Source organism: Kitasatospora sp. NPDC127035, assembly GCF_042726075.1.
Lineage (GTDB): Bacteria > Actinomycetota > Actinomycetes > Streptomycetales > Streptomycetaceae > Kitasatospora.
The window spans coordinates 1-13,237 of the sequence record NZ_JBHXDN010000046.1 but is presented as its reverse complement, the minus strand read 5'-3'; the positions used below and the strand labels follow the sequence as shown (position 1 = coordinate 13,237).

Genomic DNA, 13,237 nt, shown 5'->3' with positions numbered 1-13,237 from the left:
CGTGCCATCGTTGGGGCCATGCCGCACCGCACCGGCGACGACCTTCCGGCATCCGGCCCTCCGGTTCTCGACCCTCCGGCTCTTGCTCCCCCGGCCCCCGACCCACCGGCGTTCGACCCACCGCCGTCCGACGCTCCGGCGCCCGGCCCACCGGCGTTCGACCACGACACGGTGCTCGCCGAGCTGCGGGCCGTCCGGCGGGCCGGCCCCGTCCGGCTGCGCGCGCTCGACCTCCCCCTGCTCGGCGCCCTCGCCGCCGCACCCGAAGCACGGCACCCGCGCACCGTCGAGGACCTGCTGCGCCGCGCGGTCGCCGAACTCGACACCGGCACCCTCCAGGAGGCCGCCCGGCACACCCTCGGCCTGGCCCCCGGCACCACCGACTCGCCGGCCGCCGACCGCCGCAAGCGCGCCGCCGCCGTCTACAACGTGAGTGTCGAACGCTTCCGCCGGCACCACGAACTCCTCGTCCTGGCCGCCGTCGCGGACGAGATCGGCCGGCTCGCGGAGGCGCCCGCCGGGCCGGACCGCCGGGTGGCCGCACCCGGGCCGGTCGAGGCGCCGGCCGCCGAACACCAGGTGCTGCACCTGCCGCTCCGGGGCCGGACCGTCGCGGTCCACCTGCACACCCACTCGGTCGACCTGCTCCGCGACGTGGACGTCGTCGTCTCCCCCAGCAACGTCTACCTGGCGCTCGCCGAGGCCTACAAGAACTCGGTGTCGGCCGTGCTGCGCCGGGCCTGCGCGGTGCGCGGCCCCACCGGCGACCTCATCGAGGACCGGATCTCCACCGAACTGCGCCAGTGGCTCGACCAGTACCGCAGCTTCGGCCGTCCGGTCCTCGCCTCGACGGTCGCCCCCACCGGGGCCGGCGCGCTCGAACGGCAGGGCCTCCGCCGGATCTACCACGCCGCCGTGGCCGTCCCCCGCCCCGGCACCAACGACTACGACGTCCAGCCCGCCGACGTCACCCGGTCCGTCACCCGCGCGCTCGCGCTCCTGGGCGAGGAGCACCGTGCCTTCGACCCGCCGCTGCGCTCGATCTGCTTCCCCCTCCTCGGCGCCGGCCGGGGCGGCCTGCCGCCCGAGACGAGCATCGCCGCGGTCTGGGCCGCCGTGGAGGCCGAACTCTCCCGCGGCGCCCCCTGGGAGATCCACCTCGTGGTCCGCGACGCGGCGCGGGCCCGCACGGTCACCCGCCATCTCCTCGCACCGCACACCGCCCCGCTCCGGCCGGCCGCCTCCTGACACCGGCCGCCGCCCCGGCCGGTCCGCCGGGGCGGGAGACCGGTAGGGCCGGACCTCCCGGCCCGGCGGGCCCGCCGGGAACCGATGTGGTCAGCCGCCGCTCTTGCGGCGGAAGTTGCGCTTGCCGCCGGCCGCGCCGTGGGCACCGTGGATCTTCGAGTCACCCGCCGGACCGCCGGAGGTGCCGTCGGTCTTGGCGCCGTGCTTGCGCTCCAGCGCGGCCAGAAAGCGGGCCTTGACATCATCCTGGGCCGGGGGCGCGGGGGCCTCGGCCGGCCGGCCCGCCTCCGGGTTCTCCGGGTTCTCGGCGCTCTCGGTCGACGCTGCGTCGCTGCTCATACATGACCTCCTGGATCGGGTGGAGCCGATCGACGGCCCCGGACACACCATCCCACGTCCGGGGACCCCCCGGCGGCCACCACCCGCCCCGCACCGGCGGAGCCGGCCCCCGCTCCGTCCCCCGCTCCGGCACCCGACACCCGGCACCCGGACGGCGCCGCACGGTGGCGTGGACCACCGCGGGCGGGCGGCACGGCTCGATCCGCTCCCGCCCCTCCCCACGCCCCGCCACCTCCCACCCCCACGGCCACCCCCGCCGACCGGGCACCCGTCACGACACCGGTCCGCCCCGCAGCACCACGCGCACCACCACGCGCACCACCCCCCCCCCGGGAGCCCCCGCACCGGCCCCGACGGACCGGACGCACCGTCAGAACCGCTCGTGGGCACGCCTACCGGGAGGATCCGGGCCGAGCGCGGCCACCGTATGCGAGAACGTCACGGAACGGCCTCCTGCCGGTTACACGGCGAACCCCGAGGACATGTCATCCTCCCGTTAACGCCACGTCAACACGCGTAGATCGCGGCCCGGCCCACCCGGGGCCCGCGGCCCGGCTCGCGTCGTCCGGGAAGGGACAGCCCCTCATGTCCGTTGCACAGATACGCAGATGGAAGGCGCTGGCGGCTGCCGCCACCGTCCTCGTCGGCCTCGCGCTCCCCGCGGTCGCCGCGCCCACCGCGAGCGCCGCCGCCGGCCCGTACGACAGCACGTACTACAAGAACGCGATCGGCAAGACCGGCGCCGGCCTCAAGGCCTCGCTGCACACCATCATCGGCACCGGCCAGACCAAGATCTCCTACGACGCGGTCTGGAACGCCCTCAAGGTGCTCGACCAGGACCCGAACAACACCGCCAACGTGATCCTGCTCTACAGCGGCACCTCGCGCGCCAAGTCCCTCAACGGCGGCAGCGTCGGCAACTGGAACCGCGAGCACGTGTGGGCCCAGTCCCACGGCAACTTCGGCACCTCGGCCGGCCCCGGCACCGACCTGCACCACCTGCGTGCCGCCGACGTCCAGGTCAACAGCACCCGCGGCAACAAGGACTTCGACAAGGGCGGCAGCGCGGTCGGCGGGGCACCCGGCAGCTACACCGACGCCGACTCCTTCGAGCCGCGCGACGCGGACAAGGGCGACGTCGCCCGCATGATCCTCTACATGGCCGTCCGCTACGAGGGCGACGACTCCTGGCCCGACCTGGAGCCCAACGACTCGATCAACGGCAGCACCCGCTTCCACGGCCGGCTCTCCGTCCTGAAGCAGTGGAACGAGCAGGACCCGCCCAGCGACTTCGAGAAGCGCCGCAACCAGATCGTCTTCGACACCTACCAGAAGAACCGGAACCCGTTCGTCGACCACCCGGAATGGGTCGCGGCGATCTGGTAGACCACCCGCGCCGGGCCTCCGTCCTCCGGGCGGGGCCCGGCCGCGGTTCAGCGACGGGGGAGGCTCAGCCGGGCGGTGAGGCCGTCGGCGGGGTTGGGCGCCGGCCGGAAGGTGCCGTGGTGCGCTTCGGTGGCGACGACGAGGGCCAGGCGAGACCGTTGCCGTGGCGGGCCGGGTCGGCGTCGGCCGCGCGGGCGTCCGGCGGGCACTATCAGCCACTCCCGGCGGCGTGCGCCCGGCTTCCGGCCGATCGGGCCCGAACGGGGTTGACGGCCAAATTGGTCTATGCCACTTTCTGATCGCGCGGCCCGCCGCCTCCTCCCCCATGCTCCCCCGAGGTGACCCGGGCTCCCCTCCGCCGGTGCCGCGCACCGTCCCCCACCGCAGGAGAGGAACCCCCATGAAGAACGGAACGACCACCCCGCGCCCACGCGTCCGGGCGGCGCTCGCCGCCGCCGTCGCGGCCGGGCTCGGCGTCGGCGCACTGACCGCCCTGCCGGCGGCCGCGGCGGGCGACGCCGTCACGGTGCAGTACCGCAACGGCGGCAGTGGCGCCTCCCAGGCCGCGCCCTGGCTCAAGGTGGTCAACACCGGCTCCACGGCGGTCGCGTTGAGCCAGGTGAAGGTGCGCTACTACTTCAGGGCGGACAGCGCCCCGGCCGCCTACTCCTTCGCCTGCGACTGGGCCGTGAAGGGCTGCGCCAACGTGACCGGCACCTTCGGCACGATCGTCGAGCCGGGCGCGCCCGCCGACCGCTACCTGGAGATCGGCTTCACCGCGGGCGCCGGCTCGCTGGCCCCCGGCGCCGACAGCGGGGACCTCCAGCTACGCTTCCACCGCACCGGCTGGCTCCCGCTCGACCAGGGCGACGACTACTCCTTCGGGCCGGCCCAGACCGCGTACGCGAACTGGTCCAGGGTCACCGCGAGCGTGAACGGGGTCGCGGTGTGGGGCACCGCCCCCGTCGGCAACACTCCCGGACCGACCACGCCCCCCGTCGGCGCCGCGCTGTTCGACGACTTCGACTACACCGGCCACACCGACCCGGCGATCGGCGCGCACGGCTGGAACGTGCGCTCCGGCGGCGGCGGGCCCGGGGTCTCCGGCGCGACCTGGGCGCCCGAGAACGTCTCCTTCGCCAAGGAGGGCGGCAACTCGGTGATGACCCTGCGGACCACCACCGCAGGGACCGGCGAATCCACCCGGCAGACCGAGTTCCACAGCCGGGCGCAGAAGTTCAGGAACGGCACCTACGCGGCCCGGGTCCGCTTCGCCGACGCGCCGGTGAGCGGCCCGGACGGCGACCACCTGGTCCAGAGCTTCTTCGCGATCAACGACCTCAAGGCCCCGATGGCCGACGACTACGCCGAGTACGACTTCGAGTACCTGCCCAACGGCGGCTGGGGCGAGCCCGCCGACGTCTTCTACGCCACCTCCTGGGAGACCTACGGCCCCGACGGCGCCGACAACCGGCACACCGCGGTCCGGGCCGGCTACGCGGGCTGGCACGACCTCGTCCTGACCATCGACGACGAGGCCGTCGTCTACTACGTGGACGGCGCCGAGTTCGCCCGGCACGAGGCGCGCTTCCTCCCGGAGCGGCCCGTGGCGATCCACTTCAACCAGTGGCTGACCGACTTCGCCGGCCTGGCCTCGACGACCCCGCGCGCCTACGAGGAGAGCGTCGACTACGTCCTCCACGTCAAGGACCGGGTCCTGACCCCCGCCCAGGTCGGCGCCGCCGTCACCGCCTACCGGGCCGCCGGCACGACCTTCACCGACTCGGTCCCCTCCACCCCCTGACCCGCCGTCCGGCTGCCGGACGCGGTCGGGCCCGGGGCGGCGAACCGCCCCGGGCCCGTTCCGGCGGGATCAGACCGCCGAGGTGTACGCGGTGAAGAAGCGGCCCGGGACCGGAGAGCCCCCGCCGTTGAAGCAGATGGTGTAGAGGCTCACCGTCCCCGAGCTGCGGTTCCACGGCAGGGCCAGGCCGCACCAGTCGGGACCGGGCCCGAAGGCGGTGGCCTGCGCGGTGTCCGAGGGGACGCCCACGTTCGGGAGCGTGACGGTGTAGGGCACCGATCCGGCGAGCGTGTTGGCCGGGCCCGTCGAGTTGAAGTTGCCGCCGGGGGGCAGGCCGCCGTTGAACCACAGGTAGCCGAAGCGGTTCGGCGGGAACGCCGGCCCGTGGACCGCCCGCTTCAGGGAGTAGCTCAGCGTCCACCGCGTGTCGTACGGGGCGTTCGCCGCGTTGAAGCAGGCGACCACGACCGTCTGGCCGGACGAGGCGGGTGCCCAGTCGGCCACCTTGCAGCGCGCGCCCTGGGCCGCGTCGACGGCGGTGACCTCGATGTTCCCGTCGTAGCCGGCCGAGCCCAGGCCGGGGAGCCAGGCCTTCCAGATGCCGGACCCGCTACCGCCCCAGCTCACCGCGTTGGTCGCGCCGGTGGAGTTGTACTGGGTCAGCACCGCCCCGGTGGAGTTGGAGTAGACGTAGCCGTAGCCGCCGCCGGGCGGGGACGGCGTGCCGCTGCTGGTGGTGTAGAGCACGGTGAAGAGGGTGTTGGCGGGCGCCCCGCCGGGCCTGTAGCAGGCCACCGCGACGTCCTGGCCGGTGCCGGCCGAGCCCCAGCCCTTGATCTGGCACCAGTTGCCGGTCCGGCCGACGGCGGTGGCGTGGGCGATGCCGCCGGGGCCCGCGATCAGCGGGAAGTGCACGACGTAGGAACCGACGCCGGTCTGGTCGACCTTCACCGGGTTGGTGGCCGGCGAGGGCCAGTTGCCCCACTGCCGGGTGGTGTCCGGGACGTACCCGGGCGGCGGGGTCGGGTTGTCGAGGAACGCGAAGCCCCACCGGTCCGGCACGGCGGCGTGGGCCCGGCCGGCCGCCGGAAGGCTGGCGCCGACCAGCGCGGCCAGCACGGCGAGGACGAGCAGGACGGCGCGGACGGGTCTGAACGACGGTGCGACGGTGCCGACGTGCATGGGCGTACCCCCTGGGTGGTGAGGAGTGACGGGCGGCCTGCGCGGTGCTGCCTGCACTGCGGGCCCGTTCCCGGTCGCCGGGTCGGGCTGCGGCCGACGGGACGGCCGGCCCACGGGCGCGGCGGTACCCGGCCTCGGCCGGCAGTGTCGGGGGTCAGGCCCGACGGCGCTCACATCGTAGGGGGGCGTCATCCGGCGGCACAGACCTCCGGCATGGGCCGCCGGGTGCGTTGTCGGCCGATCACGGGCCGGCCCCGGCAGTCCCTCCCGCACCCTCCGTCCCCGCGGCCCCACCGGCCCGCGCCGCGCGGCGCCCCGTGCCCGGCCGCCACCGGCACACCCGCCCGCGCCGTCCCCCCGCGCCCCACCACCACTCCGGCGTCCCGCGCCGGCGCGCCCGGCCCGGGCTCCCGGACGTGGCCGGAAACGGACGGCCGCCGGGGCGCGACGGCAGCCGGTGCGCCCCGCCGCTCGGGCCACCGGCACACCGGAATCGGGGCCGTGGCGCGTTGTCGTCGGCGGCACGGCCGGCCCATTGACCGCGTCCCTCCCCGGACGGTTGGCTCGGTACCGGCCCCCGACGACCACGTACCCGGCCGGCCCGCCCACGCCCCCGAGCGGGCCCCCCGCCGGGCCCGGGCCGACGGCCGGGCCTCCGGGGCGGGCACCGAGATCCTCAAGCCCCGTCTGTACCCCTTCTACGTCCACACCCTGGCCACCGGGAAGACCGTCGGAGGCAGCCTCGACGAGAACGGCGAGCTCAGCGGCTCCTCCACGGGCGCGCTCAGCCCCGACGGGCGTTTCGCCGCCTACTCCCAGCTCGTCCCCAACCGGCCGGGCGACAGCGGCTTCGACCGGCACTACGAGATCCGCGTCCGCGACCTGCGGACCGGCACCGTCCGTCAGATCCCGCCCGGCCTCCCCGGCACCACCACGCTGGACGACTCCTTCGGCGCGGTGATCGCGTCGGGCAACCGCTGGGTGTACTTCACGTCCTACGCCGACAACCTGGTCGCCGGCGACACCAACGGCGGCGAGGACGTCTTCCGCCACGACCTGTGGACCGGGCGCACCGAGCGCGTCAGCGTCTCCGCCGACGGTGCCCAGAACCCCGGTCTCTCGTCCGGACCGGTCGTCGGTGCGCTCGGCACCACCGTGCTGTTCGCGTCCACCGACGGCACGCTCGTCCCCGGGGACACCAACACGTTCGGTGACGCCTTCGCCCGCCGGCTGCCGCCGTCCTGACCGGCGGTAGCGGGCCCCGGCGGGAACGCCGGGGCCCGCTCCGTGCCCGGCAGGACGGGAGTCCGACGGGTCAGACGCTCGGGGCCGCGTCGGTGGGCGGCCGGTCGACGGCCGGGAGCGGCCCGGCGAGGTACACCGCCTGCGGGGCGGGGGCGGGCGCGGCCAGGGCTCCGGCGACGATCAGGCCGAGTCCGGCCAGGTGGAACGGGAGGGCGAGCAGGACCGGCGCGTTGATCGCCATGGCGAGCCCGAGTTCGTCGTAGAGGCTCTCCGTCGCGAAGGCCAGCACGACCGAGACGACGATCGGGCTCACCGCCATGACGAGGCAGCCGATCATCGCCAGGCGGGCGTTCCGCCCCCTGCGGCGCAGGAAGGTGCCGGCCACGACGGCTCCGGCCAGCGGGACGAGGACGTTCGCGGATCCGACGATCAAGCTGACCAGCCGGGCCGTCTCGTAGTCGGTCACAGCACTCCATCAGTGGTCGGAAGCCGGTGGGTCGGCGAGCAGCACCTCTCGGAACGCGAAGATAGCGGTCCGGCAGGGCCGCGTACAGCCGGATTCACCGCACGCCCGGCCCTGCCGGTCCGCACCCCCGCGCTCACCCCGCCGGACGGCTGAGCAGACGCCCGTCCGCCGAGACGGCGAGGAGGCGGCCGGCGTGGGCGGCGAGGGCGACGGCCGGCGGGAACGAGCCCTCCGCCGGGACGAACGGGACACCCGGCCCGGCTGTCGGGGGGCGGGTGGCGAGGCCGGCCGGGGTGAGCGCGTGCAGGCGGCCGTTCAGCACCGCGAGGGCCGTGGCCCCGGCGGCGGGACCGAGCGGACGCCAGGGCTCCTCGGGGGCGAGGGCGGACCGGTGGTGCAGGGTGTCGTCGTGCGGGGTGACGGCGAACAGCGTGCCGTCGCAGACCGCGAGCGCCGCCGTCCCGCGCGGGACGTGACCGGCGGCGGCCCAGGGGGCCGGGCCGGGGACGGGGTCACGGGTGAGCAGCCGGTCGTCCTCGGTGACGGCCAGCAGGGCGAGCGGGACCGGGCCTGCGGCCTCGCGCGGGGCGGTGAGGCAGCGGATCGGGGCGACCGGTGCGGCGGCGGGCCCGGGGGCGCTGCCGGTCCGCGCCCCGGCGGCGGGCCCGGACACGGGCGGGCAGGGCGTCCAGGGGAGGTTCTGGTCGCCGGGCTCACGGTGGAGCAGGGTGGTGCCGTCCCCGGCGACGGCGAAGAGCAGTCCCTCGCACACGGCGAGGGCGCGCAGCCCCTCCGCCGGACCGACGGTGTGCCAGCGCGGTGCGGCGGCGCCGCCGAGGCGGTCGAGGACGTTGCGGGTGATCCGGTCGACCACCGGATCGCCCAGGGCCCGACCCCAGTTGATGGTGGCGGCGTTGAAGACGGTCCCCGCGCCGAGCCGGTGGACGCCCATGGTGGCCCAGCCACCCTGCCCGTGGGCACGCCAGTGCCGCAGGTCGGCGGTGGCGAGGACGGCGAAGGAGCGGGGGGTGCCGTCGCGGCCGGTGGCCCGCGGGACGCCGGCGGACCAGTCGAGTTCGGCGGCGTCGGTCTCGTAGCCGAGGGCGCCGCGCGCGAAGGTGTCGCCGTCGGCCAGGCCGGTGCCGTCGAAGACCCAGTGGTCGGCGAAGCGGACGGTGTACGACTCGCGGCCGATGACCGCCATCCCGTCGCCCCAGGCGCCGGCGCCGTGACGGAAGCTGACGCCGGTCATGGTGTTCTCCGGACGGTCGACCGGGGAGCTGGACCACTCGACGGTGGCACGGCGCGGGTCGGTGGCGGTGACCGGGTCGGCGGCGGCGTCCCGGTGGCAGACCAGGGTGCGGCCGCCGTCCTCCAGGCGGATCTGCCACCACGCCGTATTGGCCGCGAAGAAGGCCAGGTTGCCGCCCCGGCGGGCGAACTCCTCGACGGTGTCCCGCATTTCGGCGGACCAGTACTCGTCGTGCCCGTTGACGACCAACAGCCGGTAGGAGGAGAGGAGTTCGGCGCCACCGGGCCGGTCGTGCAGGTCGAGTCCGGAGCAGTACTCGACCGGGTATCCGGCCCGGGGCAGCCAGTGGAGCAGCGGCTCCTCCCAGCGCTCGGGCGGCGGACCGCCGCCGGGCGCGTCGAGCGGGACCCGGGCGGCGCGGTCCGGCTGTTCGGCGTAGTAGAGGCCCCGGCCGGGCTGCCCGGCCCGGTGGTAGGCGCGCCAGGTGGCGAACGGGATCGAGACCAGGGTGCCGGAGACGGCGCCGGGCCGGGCGGCGCGCACCACGAACCAGACCTCGTGCTCGGCGTCCCGCTCGGGAGCGGGCTGCTCCGGGCGCTCGTCGTGGAAGCTCGCCCGGTAGAGCGAACTCGGCCAGCCGACGGGCACGGTGAGGTCGAAGAGCCGCCCGGTGACGGCCGTCTTGAGCCGGACCTCGCCGGTCACCGCGTCGGTGACGACGACCCGCCCCCGCAACGGCCGGCCGCCCCGGCCGCCCTCGCCCCCGTCGTCGTCGCCGTCGTCGCCGGGGGCGAGGTGGAAGCGGAGCCGCCCGCCCTGCACGCACGAGGTGCCCTCCGCGCGGGCGAGCGGCCTCGGGACCGGGCCCGCCGTCACGAGTCCGCGTCCCGGTACCCGGCGAGCAGCCCGGGCAGGTCGGCGAGCCGGGGCGGCCGGCCGGCGGCGGAGGCGACGACGACCTCCTCGATCGCCCGCAGATGGGCGTGGACGGCGTCCGGGGGCAGGTAGGCGGTGTCGGCGGTCAGGGTGACGGTGAGGGCCGTGTCGTCCCCGGTCAGGTGGAGGCAGTAGCGGCAGGCGACCCGCTCCTGGGTGGCCGGGAAGTCGAGGACGGTCCGCCGGCGGAGCGCGGCCAGCTCCTCCCCGGCCGGCAACGCCCCCTCGCGGAGCGGGCGTTCGACCAGTCGCATGTCGTTGAAGCAGCAGTAGGGGTGGACCTCGGTGCCGCGCTCGCGGGCGATCCCGGCGAGCAGGGCGTCCCACTCCACCGGGTCGTAGGCGGCGGCCCGGTAGCCGGCCAGCGCGGCCCGCCAGGCGGCCGGGAGCAGGTCGGTGAAGACGATCCGGCCGTCCGGGTCCGCCGGCAGGTCCAGGACGACCAGGGCGTCCTGGGAGAGCGTGCCGACGAGGTCGCGGTGGTCCCGGGCGGCCCGGTTCCCGGCGATGGGCAGGACGGCCGCGGCCGGGTGCCCCTGGTCGGCGGCGACCAGGACCGCCGAGGCGGCGAGCAGCACCGTGGAGCCGCTGACCAGGTGGGCGGCGGCCAGCGCGTCGACCGCCGGCGGAAGGGCCGCGGAGACCAGCCGGCCGGTCCAGAACCGGGGCGTGCGCGGCTCGGCGACCGGGTCGGCGAACATGGTCGGCGGCACCCGGCGCAGGTCCGCCTCCCAGCGGGCCAGCGCGGCGGCGCCCCGGCGCCGGCCGGCCGGTCCGTGCTGCTCGTGCGCGAGGTCGAACGGGGTGTCGGCGCAGGGCCGGCCCGCGGAGCCGCGCCGGACCAGCAACCGCAGGTCCCGCAGCAGCACCTCGGCGCCGTGGCCGTCGGAGGCCAGGTGGCAGAGGGCCAGCACGGCGTGGGTGATCCGGCCGCCGCTGCGGACCGCGCCGATCCGGACCGGCCACTCCTGCGTGTAGTCGAACCGCCGCCCGCCGAGCACGGCGAGCAGGTCCTCGGCGGCCTGCCCGGCTCGGGCCGGATCGGGCTCGTCGTGGACGGTCACGCCGATCTCGCCGCCGTCGAGGAGGTGCTGGCGCGGTTCGCCGTCCTCGTCCAGGACGAGTCGGGTGCGGAGCGCCTCGTGCCGGGTGAGCAGCGCGGCGACGGCCTCGGCGAACCGCGGCACGTCGACGGGGGCTCCCCGGTCGGCGAGCGGGAGCACCCGGCCCAGGTTGAAGTAGTGGTCGTTGGGCACGGTGCGGCCGATGGCGTGCCAGATGGCGCGCTGGCCCCAGGTGAGCGGGGCGAGGCCGGTGCGGGTGCCGGTGAAGGCGACGGTGAGGTCGCCCGGACCGGCCGGGGGCGGGTCGGTCACGGCCGACCCGTCCACGTCCACGGCCGGCCCGGCTTCGGCGGGTCCGCTCATCCGGTGGGCTCCACCCCGAGTCGGCGGAGGCGTTCGGCCAGGCCGTCCAGGCCCTCCGCGTGGAGCGCCGGGTCACCGAGGTCGATCAGCACCTCGTACTCCTCCTCCAGGCCGTCGGCGAGGCGCAGCAGTGCCAGCGAGGAGACCCCGAGGGCTGTCAACGAGGCGTCGGAGGCGAGGAGTTCGTCCTGTCCGAGCTGCCCGTCGGTGGCGTCGGAGAGCAACGCGGCGAGGCGGCGACGCAGGGCGTCGGCGGGGGCGGGCGCGGCGGCGTTCACCGGGCGGCCCCGCCGGTGGCGGCCGCCTGCTCGGCGAGGCGGCGGCGCAGGCTGAGCGGGCGGATGTCCGGCCAGACCCGGTCGACGTGGGCGGCGCACTCCTCCTCCGTCCCGACGAACCCCTCGGCACGCCAGCCGGCGGGCAGCGGGGCGCCGGACGGCCAGAGGGCGTGCTGCTCCTCGTCGTTGACGACCACCTGGTACGCGGTTGCGGTGCTCACGGGCTACTCCTTGCGAAGGTCGGCGACGGCGGCGACGACGCCGCGCACGGTCGGGGTGTCGAAGAAGACGTCCAGCGGGACGGTGACGCCGAGCTGTCGGCGGATCCGGGCGGCGATGGACGTCATCAGCAGCGAGTGGCCGCCGAGGTCGAAGAAGTCCTCGTCCGGCCCGAGGTCGTCCAGCCGCAGTACCTCGCGCCAGATGGCGAGCACGGCGGCGGTGGTGTCGTCGGGCTCGTCCGGCCCGGTGGCCGGGGCGGTGGCCGGGGCGGCCGGCTCCGGCCGGACGGTGACCGGTTCGGGCAGGGCCGCGCGGTCCAGCTTGCCGTTCGGGGTGAGCGGGAACGCGGCGAGCACGACGTAGGCGCTCGGCAGGACGGCGGCGGGCAGCGTGGCGGCGAGGTGGGCGCGCAGCTCGTCCGGCCCGGGCGGAGGACCGGCGGGACCGGCGGGACCGGCGGGGACGACGTAGGCGGCGAGCCTGCGGTCACCGTCGGGGCCGTACAGGGTGGCGGCGGCCCGGGCCACGGCCGGGTGTTCGGCCAGCCTGGCCTCGATCTCGCCGAGTTCGATCCGGTGGCCGCGCAGCTTGACCTGCGTGTCGGCGCGGCCGACGTACTCCAGGGCGCCGCCGGGATGCAGCCGGACGAGGTCGCCGGTGCGGTAGAGCCGGGCGCCGGGCGGCCCGTACGGATCGGGGAGGAAGCGGGTGGCGGTGAGGCCGGGGCGGCCCCGGTAGCCGTGGGCGACGCCCGCACCGCCGAGGTACAGCTCGCCCGCCAGCCCGGAGGGGACGGGGTGCAGGCGTTCGTCCAGGACGTGGGCGCGGGTGTTGGCGAGCGGCTCGCCGATGCTGACCCGGCCGTCGGTCTCGACGGGTTCGGCGAGGGTGGACCAGACGGTGGTCTCGGTGGGGCCGTAGACGTTGACCAGCCGGGCGGTGGCGGCGGCCAGTTCGGCCGCCAGCGGGGCGGGCAGCGCCTCGCCGCCGGTGAGCGCGGTCAGACCGGGCGCCGTACCCCGGAGGCCGGCGTCGAGCAGGACCCGCCAGCCGCTGGGGGTGGCCTGGACGTGGCTGATCCGCTCGCGCCCGATCAGCCGGAGCAGCGCGGGCCCGTCCCGGTGGGCGCCCTCGGGGGCGAGGACGACCCGGCCGCCGGTGGTCAGCGGGAGCAGCAGCTCGACGGTGGAGATGTCGAAGGAGAGCGAGGTGAGCCCGAGCCAGCGGTCCTCCGGGCGGCTGCCGAGCCGGTCGCGCAGGGCGGCGAGCAGGTTGGCGAGCGCGCCGTGCGGCACCTCGACGCCCTTGGGGGTGCCGGTGGAGCCGGAGGTGTAGAGGACGTAGGCGGGGTGGGCGGGCGAGGGGGGGCCCGGCCCCGCCGGGCCCCCCCCCCCCACCCGGGGGCCCCCCCCCGGCGGGGGCGCCGGGCCCGGGCGCCGGCGGGCCCCCCCC

Annotated in this window: 12 protein-coding genes; 4 read left to right on the top strand and 8 right to left on the bottom strand. The window is 76.4% G+C overall.

Features of this window, described 5'->3' with window-relative positions:
• The first annotated feature begins 18 nt into the window (after nt 1-18).
• Nucleotides 19-1,248: a hypothetical protein gene (locus ACFWIC_RS27320; protein ID WP_380520232.1), complete on the top strand. Its 1,230-nt coding sequence runs from the start codon at nt 19-21 to the stop codon at nt 1,246-1,248.
• 90 nt (nt 1,249-1,338) lie between these two features.
• On the opposite strand, the gene ACFWIC_RS27315 is transcribed toward ACFWIC_RS27320, so the two are convergent.
• Nucleotides 1,339-1,587, bottom strand: coding sequence for a DUF5302 domain-containing protein (locus ACFWIC_RS27315; RefSeq protein WP_329951326.1), 249 nt, complete (start codon nt 1,585-1,587; stop codon nt 1,339-1,341).
• Between the two features lie 585 nt (nt 1,588-2,172).
• Here ACFWIC_RS27315 and ACFWIC_RS27310 point away from each other — a divergent pair.
• Together ACFWIC_RS27310 and ACFWIC_RS27305 are read left to right on the top strand one after the other, a co-directional pair.
• Nucleotides 2,173-2,973 carry an endonuclease gene (locus ACFWIC_RS27310; RefSeq protein ID WP_329951325.1) on the top strand — a complete coding sequence of 267 codons (801 nt, stop codon included), beginning with the start codon at nt 2,173-2,175 and terminating at the stop codon, nt 2,971-2,973.
• 400 nt (nt 2,974-3,373) lie between these two features.
• On the top strand, nt 3,374-4,777 hold the full coding sequence (locus ACFWIC_RS27305; protein WP_380520231.1) for a cellulose binding domain-containing protein: 1,404 nt from the start codon (nt 3,374-3,376) through the stop codon (nt 4,775-4,777).
• A gap of 69 nt (nt 4,778-4,846) precedes the next feature.
• Here the strand turns inward: ACFWIC_RS27305 and ACFWIC_RS27300 are convergent, their stop codons facing one another.
• Nucleotides 4,847-5,959: a hypothetical protein gene (locus ACFWIC_RS27300; RefSeq protein ID WP_329951323.1), complete on the bottom strand. Its 1,113-nt coding sequence runs from the start codon at nt 5,957-5,959 to the stop codon at nt 4,847-4,849.
• 501 nt (nt 5,960-6,460) lie between these two features.
• Here ACFWIC_RS27300 and ACFWIC_RS27295 point away from each other — a divergent pair.
• Nucleotides 6,461-7,204, top strand: a complete 744-nt coding sequence (locus ACFWIC_RS27295; protein WP_380520230.1) for a hypothetical protein — start codon at nt 6,461-6,463, stop codon at nt 7,202-7,204.
• A gap of 70 nt (nt 7,205-7,274) precedes the next feature.
• Here the strand turns inward: ACFWIC_RS27295 and ACFWIC_RS27290 are convergent, their stop codons facing one another.
• From ACFWIC_RS27290 to ACFWIC_RS27265, 6 genes are all read right to left on the bottom strand, one after another.
• The gene (locus tag ACFWIC_RS27290; protein WP_380520229.1) at nt 7,275-7,670 is read right to left on the bottom strand and encodes a hypothetical protein; all 396 of its coding nucleotides are present in this window, start codon (nt 7,668-7,670) and stop codon (nt 7,275-7,277) included.
• 133 nt (nt 7,671-7,803) lie between these two features.
• A complete protein-coding gene (locus tag ACFWIC_RS27285; protein ID WP_380520228.1) occupies nt 7,804-9,798 on the bottom strand; it encodes a N,N-dimethylformamidase beta subunit family domain-containing protein in 1,995 nt (664 codons plus the stop codon).
• Nucleotides 9,795-11,285, bottom strand: coding sequence for a condensation domain-containing protein (locus tag ACFWIC_RS27280; RefSeq protein WP_380520227.1), 1,491 nt, complete (start codon nt 11,283-11,285; stop codon nt 9,795-9,797). The genes ACFWIC_RS27285 and ACFWIC_RS27280 overlap by 4 nt, the downstream gene beginning before the upstream one ends.
• Complete coding sequence (locus ACFWIC_RS27275) at nt 11,282-11,563, bottom strand: phosphopantetheine-binding protein (RefSeq protein WP_355403711.1); 282 nt, start codon at nt 11,561-11,563, stop codon at nt 11,282-11,284. The genes ACFWIC_RS27280 and ACFWIC_RS27275 overlap by 4 nt, the downstream gene beginning before the upstream one ends.
• Nucleotides 11,560-11,784, bottom strand: coding sequence for an MbtH family NRPS accessory protein (locus tag ACFWIC_RS27270; RefSeq protein WP_329951317.1), 225 nt, complete (start codon nt 11,782-11,784; stop codon nt 11,560-11,562). The genes ACFWIC_RS27275 and ACFWIC_RS27270 overlap by 4 nt, the downstream gene beginning before the upstream one ends.
• A 3-nt stretch (nt 11,785-11,787) precedes the next feature.
• Nucleotides 11,788-13,182, bottom strand: a complete 1,395-nt coding sequence (locus ACFWIC_RS27265; protein WP_380520226.1) for an amino acid adenylation domain-containing protein — start codon at nt 13,180-13,182, stop codon at nt 11,788-11,790.
• Nucleotides 13,183-13,237: the final 55 nt, after the last annotated feature.

Excerpts from the sequence above, each read along its gene's own strand:
- ACFWIC_RS27305 (WP_380520231.1), top strand. The coding sequence starts at position 3,374 with ATGAAGAACGGAACGACCACCCCGCGCCCACGCGTCCGGGCGGCGCTC.
- ACFWIC_RS27310 (WP_329951325.1), top strand. The coding sequence starts at position 2,173 with ATGTCCGTTGCACAGATACGCAGATGGAAGGCGCTGGCGGCTGCCGCC.
- ACFWIC_RS27315 (WP_329951326.1), bottom strand. The coding sequence starts at position 1,587 with ATGAGCAGCGACGCAGCGTCGACCGAGAGCGCCGAGAACCCGGAGAAC.
- ACFWIC_RS27320 (WP_380520232.1), top strand. The coding sequence starts at position 19 with ATGCCGCACCGCACCGGCGACGACCTTCCGGCATCCGGCCCTCCGGTT.
- ACFWIC_RS27280 (WP_380520227.1), bottom strand. The coding sequence starts at position 11,285 with ATGAGCGGACCCGCCGAAGCCGGGCCGGCCGTGGACGTGGACGGGTCG.
- ACFWIC_RS27300 (WP_329951323.1), bottom strand. The coding sequence starts at position 5,959 with ATGCACGTCGGCACCGTCGCACCGTCGTTCAGACCCGTCCGCGCCGTC.